The sequence below is a fragment of the Shewanella sp. 10N.7 genome (genome assembly GCF_020806285.1).
Lineage (GTDB): Bacteria > Pseudomonadota > Gammaproteobacteria > Enterobacterales > Shewanellaceae > Shewanella > Shewanella electrodiphila.
Window position 1 is genome coordinate 117,155 of the sequence record NZ_JAJGZS010000003.1, and the last position, 17,615, is coordinate 134,769.

The following is a 17,615-nucleotide window of genomic DNA, read 5'->3' on the forward strand; positions in this document are numbered from 1 at the left end:
GATATAGGTAATTAACATGGAAAAAGCGACTGTGCTGATAGTTGATGATACGCCTGAGAATATCGATATCTTAGTCGGGATTTTGGGTAGTGATTACAAAATCAAAGTTGCCATAGATGGACCTAAAGCGCTAGCTCTCGCACAAAAATCATCTCCTGATTTAATACTGCTTGATGTAATGATGCCTGGAATGAATGGGTATGAAGTATGTCAAAAACTGAAAAATGAACCGTTAACCTGCCATATTCCAGTGATATTTGTGACAGCACTTTCTGATACTGAAGATGAAACTAAAGGCTTTGCGCTCGGCGCAGTTGATTATATTACTAAACCTGTCAGCCCAGCAGTCGTTAAAGCGCGGGTTAAAACACATTTAAGCTTATACGACCAAAAAAGGTTATTAGAGTCGGAAGTGGAACATCGTACTAAAGAGCTAAAAGAAACGCGTTTTGAAATTATTCGCAGATTAGGGCGAGCTGCAGAATACAAAGATAATGAAACAGGATTACATGTTGTTCGTATGAGCCATTATGCAAGATTACTTGCTATGGCTGCAGGGCATTCCTCTCGGTTTTGTGAACTGCTATATAATGCAGCGCCTATGCATGACATCGGTAAAATCGGTACACCAGATGCCATTCTCAAGAAACCAGGAAAGTTAGATGCGGATGAGTGGAAAGAAATGCAAGCTCATGCAGCAATCGGTGCTGAAATCATTGGTGAACATGATGACCCTTTATTACAAATGGCCAAAAGAATTGCTATTAGTCATCATGAAAAGTGGGATGGCAGTGGCTATCCTTACGGGCTTGTTGGTGAAGATATTCCGATTGAAGGGCGTATTATTGCTATCGCTGATGTGTTTGATGCACTGACATCGGCAAGACCTTATAAGAAAGCTTGGACAGTGGAAGATACGTTGAGTTTGATTGAGAAAGAATCAGGTAAGCACTTTGATCCAGAACTGGTTGAGAAATTTAAATCTGTCATGGATGATGTGAAATTGATCAAAGCAGAGCATGAAGAGTCAATCTAGCGTGTTATAAAATATTGTTTCTTAATATCTTATTATATAAAAAAGGATAAATACTTAAAGTATTTATCCTTTTTTGCTTTACTACTGTACCAAGATAAATGATTAATCTTCCAACGAGTAAGGTAGTGCAATAACACTGAGCTCACTTGTTTCATCTTCTTTAATACGCAGTTTTGCATCATTTTCTGTGTCGTTAGCAAGAACCGCAGTGAGTAAGACTTTACCTTCATGCTGTACTGACTCAATGACTTTACCTGCACGACGAAATCCGTCTTCATCAGCAATTTCAATTTGAGTTTCGCTGCTAACTGTTTCTGATGTGGTTCCAGTAAGGATATATAAAGCACGCTTATTACCGCCGCGATACTTCATTCTTGCGATTGTTTCTTGCCCCATGTAACAGCCTTTTTCAAAGCTGATACCGTTGACGGCTTGTACATTACACATTTGAGGAACAAATTCGCCACTGTGGTTCGCATCAATATTGGCATAACCTGACTTGATTTCAAGAGCTTGCCAAGTTGCAGCCTCTTGTAAAACTTGTTCTGAAGCTGCAACTAACTCATGGGCTTTTACGGCTTCTGTGATAACAATGAAACGTTCACCATCTTTAAGGATAATAGTATCTGCAACTGTGGTTAATTCAGCTGTGATGTCACCAAATTGCTGGGCAATAAATGCTGCAGCATTTTTCCCTGCCAAACCCAGAATGATTTTATCAGCGGTAACATCAATTAATTCAGCTTTACTGAAAACGGCATATTTTTGCCATTGCGCTAAGCTCAGAGGCAGGACTGAAGCAGGTAATAGGGCAAATAGCTGCTCAGCAATTGAAAAGGTTCTAAAGCTTGAAAGCATTTTACCTTTCGCATCGCAATGTGCACCCCAACGCCATTGATCATCCTGTAGTGACATGATGTCAGTCGTCACTTGACCGTGAATAAAGGTTTTTCCCTGTTCACCGGTTATTTCAATTAAGCCTAAATGAGTAAGATTGGCGACTAATAAGTCAGGAGAGGTATGTAAAAAATCCCAATCAGGCAGAGTCGTTGCAAGTGTCATAAACTAATTCCTAAGATGACCAACAGATATATGGATTGAGTGTAACGGAAATCATTAACGCTCAAAAGAAAAAGCTATCTCCAATTGAATGAAGATAGCTTTATTTCACAGTTCACCTGTACAACTAAAAGTACGTCAAATTAACACTGGTGGTTAAAATAAAACGCGAGTACGAATCGTACCTTCAATTGCTTTTAACTCGCCTAAGGCTTGTTCTGCTTGATTCGAATCAACTTCCATTACTACATAACCAATCTCTGCAGTTGTTTGCAGGTATTGTGCAGCAATGTTAATGCCTTTTTCAGAGAAGGCTTGGTTAATTTTAATCAATACACCAGGTCGGTTATGGTGAATGTGCAGTAAACGCGAAGTGCCTTTGTGTTGCGGTAAAGAAACTTCTGGGAAATTAACTGCAGAAACCGTTGAACCGTTATCTGAATATTTGGCTAGCTTGCCAGCAACTTCAATGCCGATATTCTCTTGTGCTTCAGCTGTACTGCCACCAATATGCGGGGTAATGATGACATTATCTTGGCCGCGTAATGGGCTGATAAATTCGTCATCATTTGATTTTGGCTCGACTGGAAATACATCGATAGCTGCGCCAGCAAGGTGACCTGATTTCAATGCATTTGATAGTGCGTCGATATCAACCACAGTGCCACGAGATGCATTAATGAAAATACTTTTCTCGCGCATTTGAGCAAACTCTTTTTCACCAAACATATCTTTTGTTTGAGGCGTTTCAGGGACATGCAAACTGATCACATCAGCTTCACCTAATAACGTTTCTAACGAATGAATTTGGCTTGCGTTGCCTAGGGGTAGCTTATCTTCAATATCGTAGAAAACCACTCGCATACCTAAGGTCTCAGCTAAAATACCAAGTTGAGTACCAATATGGCCGTAACCAATAACACCAAGGGTTTTCCCACGGACCTCATAGCTGCCACTGGCACTTTTAAGCCAGCCACCACGATGGGCATGAGCATTTCGCTGAGGAATACCGCGCATTAGCATGATGATTTCACCTAAGACTAACTCTGCAACACTGCGGGTATTAGAAAAAGGCGCATTAAATACCGGTACACCGAGTTTTTCAGCAGTGGCGATATCAACTTGGTTTGTGCCAATACAGAAACAACCAATGGCGACGAGTTTTTCAGCATGATTTAACACGTCTGCAGTTAATTGAGTACGGGAACGCAAACCAACAAAGTGCGCATCCTTAATGGATTGCAGCAACTCATCTTCAGGTAAAGATGCTTTATGGTATTCAATGTTTGTGTAACCTGCACGCTCAAGTACATCGACCGCAGTTTGGTGGACGCCCTCCAACAGCAGGATTTTTATCTTATCCTTGTCAAGCGAGTGTTTCGCCATGATATGGGTACCCTCTTATCAATAGTTATGCTTATGTTATGCTGATATAAACGCCCGACCAAAGTAGCACTTTTTTTAACGCTTGTAGAGGGCTAGATGGCTAAAGTTAATATTCTAATTCTAGAACAATATCATCTAAGAGGGATTTAGTTTGAATAAGAAAGTTATATGGATAGTTATATATTGCGCAGTTTTAGTTTGGTCAGTCATTTCGCCTAAAGATATGTTTACATGGTGGTTAGAAGCATTACCTGCTTTATTGGCAATTCCTATCTTATTTTTCACACGTGATCGGTTTCCGTTAACACCACTTTCCTATGTTTTAATACTCATTCATTGCTGTGTGTTACTCGTTGGAGCTAAGTACACCTATGCAGAAGTGCCTTTATTTGATTGGATAGCGCAGTGGATGGGGAGCGATAGAAATAATTACGACAAAATAGGCCATTTAGCTCAAGGGTTTATTCCAGTCATTTTAGCTCGTGAGGTCATGCTAAGAAACCAAGTACTACAACCAGGGTATTGGTGTCAGTTTTTGTCTGTATGTTTCGTTCTGGCATTTTCAGCTTTTTACGAATTAATCGAGTGGTGGGTTGCTATTGGAACAGGTGAAGATGCAGAAGCATTTTTAGGTACTCAAGGTTACGTCTGGGATACTCAATCTGACATGTTGATGGCCTTATTAGGAGGTATTAGTGCTTTAGTAGTGCTTACTCGATTGCATAATAAACAGTTAGCATCACTGATAAAAAATAAAAATTAGTGTTTTATGCTTTTTGTAGCATGAAGTTAAGTTTTTTTATGCTATTAATAGAGGGTATTAGAAGGACTTATCGTTTTATTTAATGCGTTAGTATGACAAAAAAACCATATTAACTAGTTAAAATATACTATGATTGAGTATTGTTACTATTTTGTTATCGAAATTCAGGAAGAAACCCGTTAGATCGGGATGTTAGGGATGCTTTTCAGGGAGAAAAGTGATGAGCTCAAATATTGATGAATTAGTTTTCTTACACCAAGTTGCAGCGCCATGTAATTTGGCCATTCTTGCGGAATCAATAGGTCTTAAAACCAGGATAGTTAAACATGCTAGTGATTTGGAAGTAGAAAAAAATTCCAACAGTTTTTATTTGGTGGCGCAAAAGGGCGCTGCTTTAGACAGTAAAGGGATACCTTTACTTGTGTCTCGTTTGGTTAACCATGTGCCAGTTGCTTTATATCAAGTTGAGCGAGGCTCCTTAGATCAAGAGTCAGCGTTATTACTGGGCGTAAGAGGGCTACTCTACTCCGATCAACGTATGGACTTGATGTTGACAGGGCTGCGTAAAATGGTAGCTGATGAACTTTGGTATGACAGGCCGTTAATCAGTAAAATTTTCCGTAGATTAGTACAAAAGTTAGATGCTAATACGGAGATTCCACCAGATACAGTTGCCATGCTTCAGATGCTAACTAGTCGCGAAAGAACGATTATCCAACTTGTGTCTAGTGGTGCGAGAAATAAAGAGATAGCCCATCGCTTATGTATTAGCGAGCACACAGTTAAAGCACATATTTCTTCTATTTTTCGTAAAACTCAGTCGCGAAATAGAGTTGAGTTATTACGTTGGGCACAAACTTATCAAGCCCACTTTGAATTTGCGTAATTTATAGATTAAATCAAAACAAAAGGGAGCATATAGCTCCCTTTTTTGTTTTATGTTGTCAATACTCGAATATTAATTTTGATATACAGTCGCAGTATTGAAATCACCGGTTTGAGAAACATTAATCATGCCGTTTTCGCCGATTTGTGAGCCAATGACTAGGTTATCATTACCCATTTGCGAGATAGTTAAGTTATTGCTGTAACCATCGACTGAGAAGTAACCTTCATCACCGCCAATCCAGTTTCCGTCACCTTGTTGAGTAATATCAACGATGTGTTCATCGCCAAAAGCAACTACGTCAGTGAGGTTAAACTCACCGTCTTGAGCAATATCGATAACTTGAGCAATACCGATATTAGTCAAGCTCGCTTCGTTATCTGAACCTACTTGCTCAGTAGTCACTTCATTTTCAAATCCAATAGTATCTACATAAGCAAAGTTAGTATCGCCTGTCTGATCAACTGTCACCATATTGTCATCTAAATTAACAAACACTGCGACTTCATTGTTCATGCCTTCAGAGCTAACGCTGACCTCATTGCCAAAGCCATAAGTCCCTGATGCGACATAGTTTGATTCACCATCCTGTAATACTGTGACGGTATTTTCATCACCGCTGGTTTCAAATTCTGTTAAATTAGACATGCCAGCTTGATCGATATCGATGACATTGTCATTACCAGAAATGACAGCGATGTTAGCATCACCTACTTGGTTATCTGTACCATCTTGGTAGATATAGACTTCATTGCCATCGCCAGTTGCAAATTCAATCACAGCGCTGTTTACATCACCAGATTGGTCGATAACGATGTCGTTACTATTACCTGTAAGACTAGCCACAACCCCTGTATTAGCATAACCAGATTGATTGATTTCAATGTTATTGCTGTCGCCGTATACGCCAATGGCTGCACCAAAGTTTTCGTCACCTGATTGGTCAACGAATAAGACATTGTCATTACCTACATTGGCTGTACCACCCGGTGCGACAAGTCCTGCTTGGTTATTATTACCATCTTGAGTGATGACACCTTCGTTACCATTACCATCAACACGGAATACTGCTAAGTTAGCTGAACCATATTGTGTGGATTGCGTAAGGTTACTATCACCTACATGTTGAATGATGCTGTTGTTCTGAAATCCATCTTGCATAGTGTCAGCGATGTTTTCGTTACCGAGTGCAGTAGTTTCACTGGTATTCCAAAAACCTGATTGATTCACGGTCGCTTGGTTATCATTACCGGTAATAGCGACATTAGAAATATGCCAATCATCTACTTGGTTAGTCGTAACAAGATTCCCATCACCTGCAGAAGTTATATATGACTCTTGCCAATCACCAGATTGAACAACCTCAGCTATTTGATCATTTCCGTTTTGGGTGACTTCAGCCACATGGCGTGAACCTGATTGTGATACTGACGTATCCTGACCTAGGCCATTTTGCTCTACGGTTGATTGGTTATTAACTGCAGCTGCAACTTCTGCTGATTTTTCAACGGATGCAACACCAGGCAGTGATAATCCTGTAGCTGAAACGGGTAAAGCGAGGCTAGTAGCGATGGCGAGTGAGATTAACGATAACTTTGTTTGCGACTTCATTTGACGCTCCCTGTAAGGATATTGAGTGAGTTGATAGCTGTTTTGCTATCTTTCAATATTGAAATTCGCCTTCTAAATACAAGCAAATCAGGCTTAAAAAAGCCAATGTTGATTATCTGATATTTGAAGGTGAGCAAGTAAGTAAACTTGTTATTGACGTTCATCAATATGAATTAGCTAGGGCATTAATAATCAAAATATAAACCTAAGAAATTGCTTATTCGATATCTCTTTATCGGTTTAATTCTTTGCTGACGTATTTGATTACTAAACCGCATCCTTTAGCTGATTTGACAAGTTACAGAGTTAACTTACGGATTGAAGAGAGTTATCTCAATCGGAAGAATGGCTATATTTTTGAGGGTTTTTAACAAGAGAACTTTCGTACTACAAAATTTTAAGTTGTTGTTATATTTGGTTTTGTGTTGTTGTTTTTCGTTTGTAGGCGAATTGCTTACACTAATAGGATTAGTAGTTTATTACTATTTAAGGTTTAGCTACTTTTATTCTGCTTTCATTATGACAACAATCAAAAGGCTACAACAATTCCGGGTTTCACTTCGTGGAAAACCAACTCGCTTAATAGGCTAATGGAAAAGCTACCAGTGTTGAGGTACCGGTTCTGGGAATTAATAATGGAATATAGGAAAGCCAGAAATGATAAAAACAATGACTCCAATTGCAATTGCAATTGCTTCTACTATGGCACTAAATGTTGCCCCTGCAATCGCTAAAAACAAAGTTGAATACAAGAAAGATCAAATTCTTGTGGTTTATAAAGATAATGTCACTAAATTTGAAAGACTTTCAGCACAGCGTTTAGTGAACGGTACGTTAACCGATAAGAATTTAGATGGTATTGATGATAAATTTCAACATTTATTATCAGGTCGTCTTGCAAAACTTGAGTTAAAAAGTGGCAGTGATTTAGATGCCGCGATTAAAATGATCAGTAAACACCCTGCGGTTAAATATGCTGAGCCTAACTACACATATAGAGCACTAGGAATGCCAGATGATCCTAGTTTTGTTGATATGTGGGGCTTACATAATACAGGCCAGTCAGGAGGAACCTCTGGAGCTGACATTGATGCAGTGGCTGCTTGGGACATCACCACGGGCAGTAGTAACGTGGTGATTGGTGTGATTGATACTGGTGTTGACTATAACCATCCAGATCTCGTTGCCAATATGTGGGTAAACCCAGGTGAAATTGCAGGAAACGGCATTGATGACGATGGCAATGGCGTAATCGATGACATTCATGGCTATAACCCTACAACAGGTACTGGTGATCCTATGGACGGCAATGGCCATGGTACTCACGTTGCGGGCACTATAGGTGCGACTGGTAATAATGGTGTTGGTGTAGTGGGCGTTAACTGGGACGTCACTATGATTGGTTGTAAGTTCCTATCAGATGGTGGAACGGGGAGTACTGAAGACGCCATAGCGTGTATTGATTATTTTACTAACTTAAAAGTTAATCATGGTGTTGATGTTAAAGCGACAAACAACTCATGGGGTGGCGGTGGATTTAGCCAAGCACTTAAAGATTCCATTGAATCGGCAGGTGATCAAGGCATCTTATTTGTTGCTGCAGCGGGTAATGACGCCATAGATAATGATGTTAATCCACATTATCCATCAAGTTATGACTCAGATGTTGTACTTTCTATTGCGAGTACTGATAGAAATGATGCAATGTCGGACTTTTCACAATGGGGCCTTACAAGTGTTGATATGGGGGCGCCAGGCACATCGATTTTATCAACTTTCCCTAATGATAGTTATGGCACTATTTCAGGCACTTCTATGGCAACGCCACATGTCGCCGGGGCTGCAGCATTAGTTTGGTCTGTTGCACCTGATATTGGCGCTGTTGAAATGAAGCAGCTATTAATGGATTCAGGTGAAGTTAATGCTGGTTTAACGGGCTTAACTGTTGCAGGTACCCGATTGAATGTCGCAAATGCTTTAGATGCAGCAGATCCTGATCCTTCATTTAATTTATCAGCTTCGCCAAGTTCGCAGTCGGTAGAAGCGGGTAGTGCTGTTAGCTATGACTTCTCTGTTGGCAGTATTGCTGGTTGGGATGATCAAGTGAGTTTAACTGTATCGGCTTCTCCAGCGTTAGATGGTGTCAGTTTATCAACCGCCACCGCAATGGCTGGTGATAATTTTACCCTCGATGTGGCGACATTAGACGATGCTGCTTGGGGCAATTATGTATTGACCGTATCTGCCGATGACGGTATGACAGTCAAAGATAAAGCCGTTGCGTTGACAGTATATCCGGCTGGATTAAATGACTTTACTTACGGTAATGATACGCCAGTTGATATTTCAGACAATACCACTATCACAAGTACGATTGAAATCGCTGACCCTGTTCAAATCTTTGATTTAGCAGTTAATGTCGATATTTCACATACTTGGATCGGTGATCTAATCGTAACCTTAACCTCACCAAATGGTACAGAGGCAGTGTTACACGATCGTGCTGGCGGTAATACTGATGACTTAGTTCAGACTTGGAGTTTATCTGAGTTTGATGGTGAAGTTGCTGCTGGTACGTGGACCCTGTCAATTTCAGATAATGCTGGTGGCGATACAGGTGCACTTAATAGCTGGGGACTCGATATTTCTGCGCTAGGTGAAGCAGCACCAGCAGCGCCTCTGGCAAGTTTTGATTATGATGTTGATGGATTAATGGTGACTTTCACCAATACTAGTTCAGATATTAACGATGATATTGTCAGTTACGAGTGGGATTTTGGTGATGGCAATATGTCTTCAGATGTCTCTCCTGCTTATATGTATGCAGCTGGTGGAACGTACACTGTTTCTCTTGTTGTGACTGATAGCGAATCGCAGACTGATACTGTTTCTATGGATGTTGAAGTATTTGAATATTCAATTGATGCAGCAGTTACACGCACAATGAAGTCTCGCCGAGGTAGTGCGCTAGTCGATTTAACTTGGAGTGGTGCAGTGGGTGATGATGTCGCTATCTATCGTGATGATGTCATGGTGTCTACAACGTCTAATGATGGTCGCTTCCGCGATCGTTTCACTGACGCGCCAGCAGAAGTGACTTATAAAATATGTGAAACAGAGTCTAGCTTATGCTCAGATCCTATTGTTGCAGTTTTTTAATGTTTCAATAATTCTATGTAAATAGAGTGAAAATGAAAGAAAGGGATGGCTTGCCATCCCTTTTTATATATAAGCATTTTTTGTAAATGCTTTGATATTAAAAGGGTAATCAGTAGACTAATGATAATTTATTACTTTGGATGGATGTCATGAGTATTTGGTTTAGAGAAGTTACATTAGAAGATTGTGCCAAAATGGATATCGGGATGCATGGAAAGGGCACCTTGATGAAAACACTAGGGATTAAAGTGACTGAAATTGGTGATGATTATATGGTGGCAACAATGCCAGCCGATCCTTCAGTGCATAACCCTCTTGGTATTGTTCATGGTGGTGCCAATGTCGCACTTGCTGAAACTGTTGCCAGTTACGCAGCTAACTTTGTTGTCGACTTCGAAAACTTTTACTGTGTTGGTCAAGAAATCAATGCTAATCACTTAAAAGCATCGCGTAAAGGCGAATTAATTGCCACAACTAAGCCGGTACACATAGGCAAAAGAAGCTCTGTCTGGGAAGTGCTCATAACTAACAGCGCTGGTGAGTTGTGTTGTATTTCGAGAATGACAGCAGCCGTTGTAGCACGTAAATCAACTAAATAAACATAACTGTCGAAACTTGAACCTGTGTGAATGATTAAAATTAACTACACTGACAATATGATGCTTTTAAAGAAGGGTGATGAATGGAAGCTGCAACAATTTGGGAATGGGTAGGCTACCTCGCTTCTGTCGTGGTCGCGATTTCGTTGATGATGTCGAACATCAAAAAACTTCGCTGGTGGAATTTAATTGGTGCTGCACTATTTGTAGCCTATGGATTGGCTATTGACGCAATCCCTGTTGCCTTAGTTAACTTTTTTATTGTACTTATAGATGCATACTATTTAGTTAAACTATATCGTGAGCCGTCCAAGCCTGTAGACAATTAGAAAGGCTATTGGGTTACGCTGGTTAAATTATTATGCGGCTGCATTTTAAGAGATAACTTATTAAGTTACCAGTCTGTAAAGTATTGATACATAACTTACATTTATTGTTGTTTTAGATCAAACTCAGCTATTAAGTCGTATAATATTATAAAAAGAGTGATGCAATGCATCGCTCTTTTTTTATTTGTTTAATCGTATTTTTCAATCAAGGTGATCAAATTTAATCGTTTTTGCATTTGGTTTTCGATTGGTATTATGAATTCAATGAAACACAGCCAGGAGAGATATCGTGGCAACAGTATTTGATTTAATTGAACAATGGTTACTAGCTGAATAATTTAAAGGTAAATAAAATGAACAATAACTACTTAACAAGCCAGAATGGCGCTCCAATTGCCGACGATCAAAACTCTCTGTCTGCTGGTGAACGCGGGCCGCTATTACTGCAAGATTGGCATTTAATTGAAAAGCTTGCTCATTTTAACCGCGAAAGGATCCCTGAGCGTATCGTACATGCAAAAGGTACAGGTGTTTACGGTAAATTTACCTTAACCAAAGATCTTAGTGATTACACCATTGCAGAACATTTTAACGGCGTAGGTAAAGAGACTGAGACGTTTATTCGTTTCTCTACAGTAGGTGGAGAAATGGGTAGCGCAGATGCTGAGCGTGACCCTCGTGGATTTGGATTACGTTTTTATACTAAGCAGGGTAATCACGACATTGTAGGTAATAATACACCGACTTTCTTTTTAAGAGACGGGATCAAGTTCCCTGATTTCATTCATACTCAAAAGCGCAACCCGCAAACCAATTTAAAAGATCCTCAAGCGATGTGGGATTTCTGGTCATTAAACCCTGAAGCCATGCATCAAGTGACAATTTTAATGTCAGACCGTGGTATCCCAGCTAACTATCGTCAAATGCATGGTTACGGTTCGCATACATTCTCTTTCTGGAATGCAAAAGGTGAACGTTTCTGGGTTAAGTTCCATTTTAAATCACAGCAAGGTGTAGTGAACTTAACTGGTGAACAAGCCGACGTGCTAAAAGGCATTGATCCTGATTCATCACAGCGCGACATGGTTGCAGCCATTGCGGATAGTAATTTTCCTAAATGGACAGTGAATGTGCAAATCATGCCTGAAGCAGAAGCGAATACGTATGCTATCAACCCATTTGATTTAACTAAAGTTTGGCCGCATTCTGATTACCCACTGATTGAAATTGGTAAACTTGAGTTAAACCGCATGCCTGAAAACTATTTTGCTGAAGTTGAGCAAGTTGCCTTAGCACCAAGTAACTTTGTACCAGGTGTGGGCGCATCGCCAGATAAAATGCTTCAAGCACGTTTGTTCTCGTATGCAGATGCTCAGCGTTACCGTATCGGGACTAACTACAATCAGTTACCTGTGAACTGTCCGCACGCAGCTAAAGCCAATCATCATCAACGTGCTGGTGCAATGGCTGGGACTCAATGTCCTTACAATGGCTCGCAAACCGGTGCTGATTCAAGCGCAAACTATGGCCCTAATACGGTAGATGGTGGTCTTAAAGATACGAGTCAATTTGCAGAGCCACCGTTAAGACTTGATGGCGAAGCTGACAGATATAGCCGTTACGACCAAGATGATTATACGCAAGCGGGTAACCTGTACCGTATTTTCAGTGAAGAAGAGAAGCAACGTTTAGTTGAAACTATTGCTGGAACGTTGAGTCAAGTGACTGCAGATGTACAACAGAAAATGGTTGCGCACTTTACTCAAGCAGACGCAGATTATGGTCAACGAGTTAACGCACTTTTACAAGCTTAGTTAGTTTGTAGGTTTAAAAAACTAAAAAGGAAGGCTGAGCCTTCCTTTTTTATTACTTAATTTTTAGCAATTAAACAATGTATATTTAATTTTTGTTGAGAAAGCAGAGGGTTAAACCAGTACTTGATTTAACACTCTTTGCCAGTTGCCACCTAAGAAGCGGTCTCGATCGCTCGATTTATAGCGCGCTTTTGCTAACGCATCATCAATACGGCTCATTCTATCGATATTGTTGAGTTCAGGAATAACCACATGTTGCGGTAGACTTTCAAAGCCCAAGACATTCTTTTCAGCTAAACTTTGCCACCAAGCGTGATACTGTTTAACGCCTTCTGCATTGTTATTATCTAATGCTAATAAGTTCTCTTGACCTCGTAGAGGGTAATCATTGGCGATGCCTACTGCGTTTACGCCACCAATTCTGGCGACTCTATCAAGTTGACGAATGTAATCATCAAGAGTGGGTACGGGCTCATTTGTGAGCCAAAAACTCATCATGAATACCCCAAACACACCACCTGTATCGGCAATCGCTCGAATGACTTCATCGGGTGAGCAGCGAGCGTTATTCACAATAGAGCGAACAGCGCCATGGCTTTGCACAATAGGCATGGTGCTGGCTTTTGCGGTATCAAGTGCTGTTTGAGGGCTTGAATGACTCACATCAATCAAAATATTACGTTGGTTTAGCGCACTAATTAATTGCTGGCCATCTGTTGTCAGCGGTTTATTTAATCCTTGAGTACCATCATTATCGAGCGCGCCGCCGGCAAAGCGGTTGCCGTAATGGTGGGTGAGTTGTAGAACACGTAACCCGTGCTGATGGAATTCATTTAAATGCTGCCAATGCTCGCTGTTTTCGCCTTCATTACCGTCAAAGCTATCGTCTTCAACACAGTCAGCGCCTTGAATTTGAAAGTAAACTGCAGTGTGCTGCTCTTCTCGGGCAATGGCGATATCGCGACCACTTAAGCCCTGCATTAAAATCGTCGGGTTATCATTAACGATTTTTTCTGCCTTTTTAATACTGGCGATACAAGCTTTATAACTGCGCTTATAGTTGGTGGTACCATCTGCTTGGGTAATGGCTTCAATATCTGAAATATCGCAAATGTAGGCATCGAGTTTTGAGGCGCGGACATCATCAAGGTTTTCGGGTAAGAAACTGAGCCCATCGATATAAAGTCGTTTTTTGGATTGCGCAAGTACAGATGAGCTGTAAAGCGGGCATAGTAAAGAGGCTGCTGCTATGCCCTTTAATAGTGTTCGGCGGCTTTGGTTACAAGCGCTTATTGTCATGTGGTTTCCTTTTTAGACGCTTGTAATCATGGTTAACTTGATTATGTTGCGGCAAATTGCTTAATAGCATTGGCTAGTGCGGTTAACCCATTGGTACGAGATGGACTGAGTTGACCACTTAATCCTAATTGCGTGAAATACTGTTCTAAGTCGAAATTAGCAATTTCGCTGGTGGTCTTCCCATGGGTTGCACTTAGCAGTATAGCAATAAGACCCTTAACTATACGTGAATCGCTGTCGGCACAAAAAAAGTGTGCTGACTCAAGCTGATGGTGATACAACCAGGCTTGGCTTTCACAACCTTTCACCTGAGCCGCTTCTACTTTATAGGCTTCAGCTAATGGTGCAAGTACTTTACCTACCAACATGATCTGGCGATATTTATCTTGCCAATTCTTAGCATTTTCAATCGCAATAACCGCCAGTGAGACTTTCTCATCTAATGGTAAAAAAGCGCTTGCTGCAGGTTGTAAGATTGCGGTGTCAGATGTGCTATTTGTATTCAAGGAAAGCCTCTTAAATGGATCGTTTACTCATGGGTATTATTGGTGTCTTATTGCTGCAAACACAATTAATTACTTGATGATATAAATACTCTCAATTACTTGATTATAAGAGTAATGCTTTGACATTGACGAGTGCAGCAATGAATTGGTCAATATCCTGCTTATTGTTGTAAACGCCTATGGATGCTCGACAGCAACCTTTTATGGCCAAAAGGTCCATTAATGGCATCGCACAGTGATGACCACACCTAACAGCAATACCTTGCTGGTCTAGCAAGATACCCACATCTTGATGGTGTTCATTAGCAAGATTAAATGCAACAGCACCAGTATTATTAGCGTTTGCGCCATATAGGCTGATGTCACCTAATTGTGTTAGTCGCTGCTGTAAATACTCCAGCAGAGATTGCTCATGTTGTCTGACTTGCGCTTTAGGTAGGCTATTGATAAAACTGATTGCAGCACCTAAACCGATGACTGCTGATATTGCAGGTGTTCCTGCTTCAAGTTTATTAGGCAAACTGCCAAATGTTGTACCCGTAAAGCTAACTGTTTTGATCATCTCACCGCCGGTCAGCATAGGCACTAATTGATCAAGTTGCGCGAAACGGCCATAGAGGATGCCTACGCCCGTTGGGCCATACATTTTATGACCTGAGAATACATAAAAATCGCAATCAATTTGTTGTACATCTATATCAAAATGAGCAATGGCTTGTGCGCCGTCAACCAATGTTATGGCACCTGCTGATTTTGCTTTTTGTACTAAGGTTGCTACATCGTTGACAGTGCCTAAGGCATTAGTGACATGACTTAATGCGACAAGCTTAGGCGAGAGAGTTAATAGTTGCTCAAAAGCGCAATGATCTATTGATAAATTGTCATTCAGTGGAATGGGCTTTATTGTCGCGCCTGTGCGTTTAGCGAGTTCTTGCCAAGGCACAATATTGGCGTGATGCGCAGCGCTATCCACCAAAATAATATCATTTGCGCTAATTTGCTGACTTATACCATAAGCAACCATGTTGATTGACTCAGTGGTGCCGTGAGTAAAAATGATCTCTTCAGCTTTAGCGCTATTGATAAAACTTTTTACTTGTTCGCGTACGGTTTCATAATGCTTCGTCGCACGGGCGGATAACTGATGAGCAGCGCGATGAACATTGGCATTATCGAATTGATAGTAGTGATTGATAGCATCGATGACTGATTGTGGCTTTTGACTGGTAGCTGCGGTGTCTAAATAGCACAGAGGGATTTCGTCCAATTGCTGGGCTAATGTAGGAAATTGGGCTCTTATCGCATCATGTTCAAACGCTATTGTCATTGCAGGCTCATTATTAATGAAATATCACACAGGGCATTAACCCAAAAAAAGAAAAGCGTCACGATCTTCATAGAAAGTGACGCTTAATGCAAGTATACAATAGCTTTAACTGGCTTTTAGCTTATGGACAGGGCATACGATAAAGGTTCGATAGCTGGTTTATTCTTGCTAGCAATTCAGGTGTCAGACTGACATCAAGGCTATCTATGTTTTCTTTAAGTTGCTCAAGGTTGGTTGCGCCAATAATATTTGAAGCCACAAACCGTCTTGAATTGACGAAAGCCAATGACATTTGTGTTGGGCTTAAATGAAATTCACGAGCTAAGTCGACGTAAGCTTGGGTTGCCTCGAGTGCCATTGGCGTCGCGTTATATCTCGCAAAGCGTTTAAAGACGGTTAACCTTGCTTGTTCTGGCCATTGGTTATGTTCATATTTACCTGTTAAGGCACCAAATGCGAGTGGAGAGTAGGCTAGTAATGGCAGTTCTTCACGATGACTGATTTCAGACATACCTAATTCAAAGCTACGATTAAGCAAGTTATAAGGGTTTTGCACACTGACAATACGCGGTAAGCCATGTTTTTCAGCTAAACGTAGGTATTGCATTAATCCCCACGGGGTTTCATTGGATACACCTATGTAGCGTACTTTGCCTTGACGAATAACTTCAGCTAATGCTTCAAGAGTTTCTAAAATAGGGGTTTGCTGTTCATCATCTAAGTGGTCATACAAAAACTCACCGAAAAAATTACAGTGTCTGTCAGGCCAGTGCAATTGATATAAATCGATAGTGTCGACTTGCAGGCGTGCGAGTGAGGCATCGACAGCCTGATGAATATTAACCCAATCTAGTGCCATGTTAGGGCGAATAAAGTCACTTTTAGGCCCTGCCGCTGACACTTTAGTGGCGATGACTAAATTGTCACGGTTATCACGCTGTGAAAGGTAATGCCCAATGATGCGCTCAGTTTCACCCTGTTTTTCAGCATTAGGTGGCACGGGATACATTTCGGCAGTATCAATAAAGTTAACGCCGCGATTAATGGCGTAATCCATTTGTTCAAAAGCGTCACTTTGGGAGTTTTGTTCTCCCCACGTCATGGTGCCTAAACAGATCTTGCTAACATCAAGGCTAGAATGCGGAATGCGTTGATATTCCATTTATATCTCCTATGCAATGCAGTTAGTTTGACGTTAGCAATGTTTGCCAATAAAAAAAAGTGACGAATGAGGGCAAAGCGTTAATTGCTGAATATATCAGCATTGATAAAAGGTGCCATAGCCAGAATAATGGCTTGAGTATAGATACTCTCACGGGTGGCCAGTCCATGTGTGAGTAGGCCAATAGCGCCGCCTTTTTGTTTAATGTTGTTGGTATTAAATAACCTATCCATGACGTGTCCCAATTCTTCACCTTGCTCGAGTGCCTGGTACACTTTAAGTGGTAGTGGCAACAAAGCACTGCGGCCAACAGACAACTGCTGCTTATGCAAAATGGCCATATAGGCAAATGTGGCAGGTCCATGATCAAAATTATCTACACCACCTTCCATGGCAATATAAAAATCTGCATCTTGCTGTTGCGCCTGACAATATTGGGCTCGGTTTATTGCGCCTAGTTTTGTATCTGCCTCAGTCATAGGTTGATCTGCGACTAAAGATGGCGCATGTATACCCTGACATATGATGTTGTGATCTGGAAAATATTGACTAAAAGCCACTTTAGCCGCGTTAACTTTAACTGGGTTTTTCGAGCCGACGGAAATAATGAGTTGTTTCATAGTGGTTTCAATTTCTAGATGAGTAGGTTCAGACATAGTTTTTTGTTTGGTGAGTTATT

At 40.8% G+C, this 17,615-nt stretch carries 15 protein-coding genes; 7 read left to right on the forward strand and 8 right to left on the reverse strand.

Annotated elements, in window-relative coordinates; translation table 11 throughout:
• Positions 1-16 precede the first annotated feature (16 nt).
• On the forward strand, positions 17-1,036 hold the full coding sequence (locus LMH66_RS03370; protein ID WP_229368537.1) for a response regulator: 1,020 nt from the start codon (positions 17-19) through the stop codon (positions 1,034-1,036).
• Between the two features lie 102 nt (positions 1,037-1,138).
• On the opposite strand, the gene ygfZ is transcribed toward LMH66_RS03370, so the two are convergent.
• A complete protein-coding gene (gene ygfZ, locus LMH66_RS03375; RefSeq protein ID WP_229368538.1) occupies positions 1,139-2,098 on the reverse strand; it encodes a tRNA-modifying protein YgfZ in 960 nt (319 codons plus the stop codon).
• A 153-nt stretch (positions 2,099-2,251) separates the two neighbouring features.
• Positions 2,252-3,481, reverse strand: a complete 1,230-nt coding sequence (gene serA / locus LMH66_RS03380) for a phosphoglycerate dehydrogenase (RefSeq protein WP_102527839.1) — start codon at positions 3,479-3,481, stop codon at positions 2,252-2,254.
• Positions 3,482-3,632: 151 nt separating this feature from the next.
• Between serA and LMH66_RS03385 the strand changes: the two genes are divergently transcribed.
• Together LMH66_RS03385 and LMH66_RS03390 are read left to right on the forward strand one after the other, a co-directional pair.
• On the forward strand, positions 3,633-4,244 hold the full coding sequence (locus LMH66_RS03385) for a DUF2238 domain-containing protein (protein WP_102527838.1): 612 nt from the start codon (positions 3,633-3,635) through the stop codon (positions 4,242-4,244).
• Positions 4,245-4,464: 220 nt separating this feature from the next.
• Positions 4,465-5,130: a helix-turn-helix transcriptional regulator gene (locus tag LMH66_RS03390; RefSeq protein ID WP_102527837.1), complete on the forward strand. Its 666-nt coding sequence runs from the start codon at positions 4,465-4,467 to the stop codon at positions 5,128-5,130.
• 72 nt (positions 5,131-5,202) lie between these two features.
• On the opposite strand, the gene LMH66_RS03395 is transcribed toward LMH66_RS03390, so the two are convergent.
• Positions 5,203-6,741 carry a curlin gene (locus LMH66_RS03395; RefSeq protein WP_229368539.1) on the reverse strand — a complete coding sequence of 513 codons (1,539 nt, stop codon included), beginning with the start codon at positions 6,739-6,741 and terminating at the stop codon, positions 5,203-5,205.
• Positions 6,742-7,398: 657 nt separating this feature from the next.
• Between LMH66_RS03395 and LMH66_RS03400 the strand changes: the two genes are divergently transcribed.
• The 4 genes from LMH66_RS03400 to katB all read left to right on the forward strand — a co-directional run bounded on the left by LMH66_RS03400 (position 7,399) and on the right by katB (position 12,642).
• Entirely contained in the window at positions 7,399-9,900 is a 2,502-nt protein-coding gene (locus LMH66_RS03400; RefSeq protein ID WP_229368540.1) for a S8 family serine peptidase, read from the forward strand.
• 149 nt (positions 9,901-10,049) lie between these two features.
• Complete coding sequence (locus tag LMH66_RS03405; protein WP_102527834.1) at positions 10,050-10,499, forward strand: PaaI family thioesterase; 450 nt, start codon at positions 10,050-10,052, stop codon at positions 10,497-10,499.
• Between the two features lie 83 nt (positions 10,500-10,582).
• The gene (locus tag LMH66_RS03410; protein WP_102527833.1) at positions 10,583-10,828 is read left to right on the forward strand and encodes a YgjV family protein; all 246 of its coding nucleotides are present in this window, start codon (positions 10,583-10,585) and stop codon (positions 10,826-10,828) included.
• 353 nt (positions 10,829-11,181) lie between these two features.
• Positions 11,182-12,642 carry a catalase KatB gene (gene katB, locus LMH66_RS03415; protein ID WP_229368541.1) on the forward strand — a complete coding sequence of 487 codons (1,461 nt, stop codon included), beginning with the start codon at positions 11,182-11,184 and terminating at the stop codon, positions 12,640-12,642.
• Positions 12,643-12,753: 111 nt separating this feature from the next.
• Here the strand turns inward: katB and LMH66_RS03420 are convergent, their stop codons facing one another.
• The 5 genes from LMH66_RS03420 to yjjX form a co-directional block, all read right to left on the reverse strand.
• Entirely contained in the window at positions 12,754-13,941 is a 1,188-nt protein-coding gene (locus LMH66_RS03420; RefSeq protein WP_229368542.1) for a membrane dipeptidase, read from the reverse strand.
• Positions 13,942-13,982: 41 nt separating this feature from the next.
• On the reverse strand, positions 13,983-14,447 hold the full coding sequence (locus tag LMH66_RS03425) for a SufE family protein (protein WP_371996625.1): 465 nt from the start codon (positions 14,445-14,447) through the stop codon (positions 13,983-13,985).
• A gap of 103 nt (positions 14,448-14,550) precedes the next feature.
• A complete protein-coding gene (locus LMH66_RS03430) occupies positions 14,551-15,774 on the reverse strand; it encodes a cysteine desulfurase (RefSeq protein WP_229368543.1) in 1,224 nt (407 codons plus the stop codon).
• 121 nt (positions 15,775-15,895) lie between these two features.
• The gene (locus tag LMH66_RS03435) at positions 15,896-16,936 is read right to left on the reverse strand and encodes an NADP(H)-dependent aldo-keto reductase (protein WP_229368544.1); all 1,041 of its coding nucleotides are present in this window, start codon (positions 16,934-16,936) and stop codon (positions 15,896-15,898) included.
• A gap of 80 nt (positions 16,937-17,016) precedes the next feature.
• Positions 17,017-17,556 (reverse strand): inosine/xanthosine triphosphatase, encoded by a 540-nt coding sequence (yjjX, locus tag LMH66_RS03440; protein WP_229368578.1) that lies wholly within the window; start codon positions 17,554-17,556, stop codon positions 17,017-17,019.
• Between the last annotated feature and the right edge of the window lie 59 nt (positions 17,557-17,615).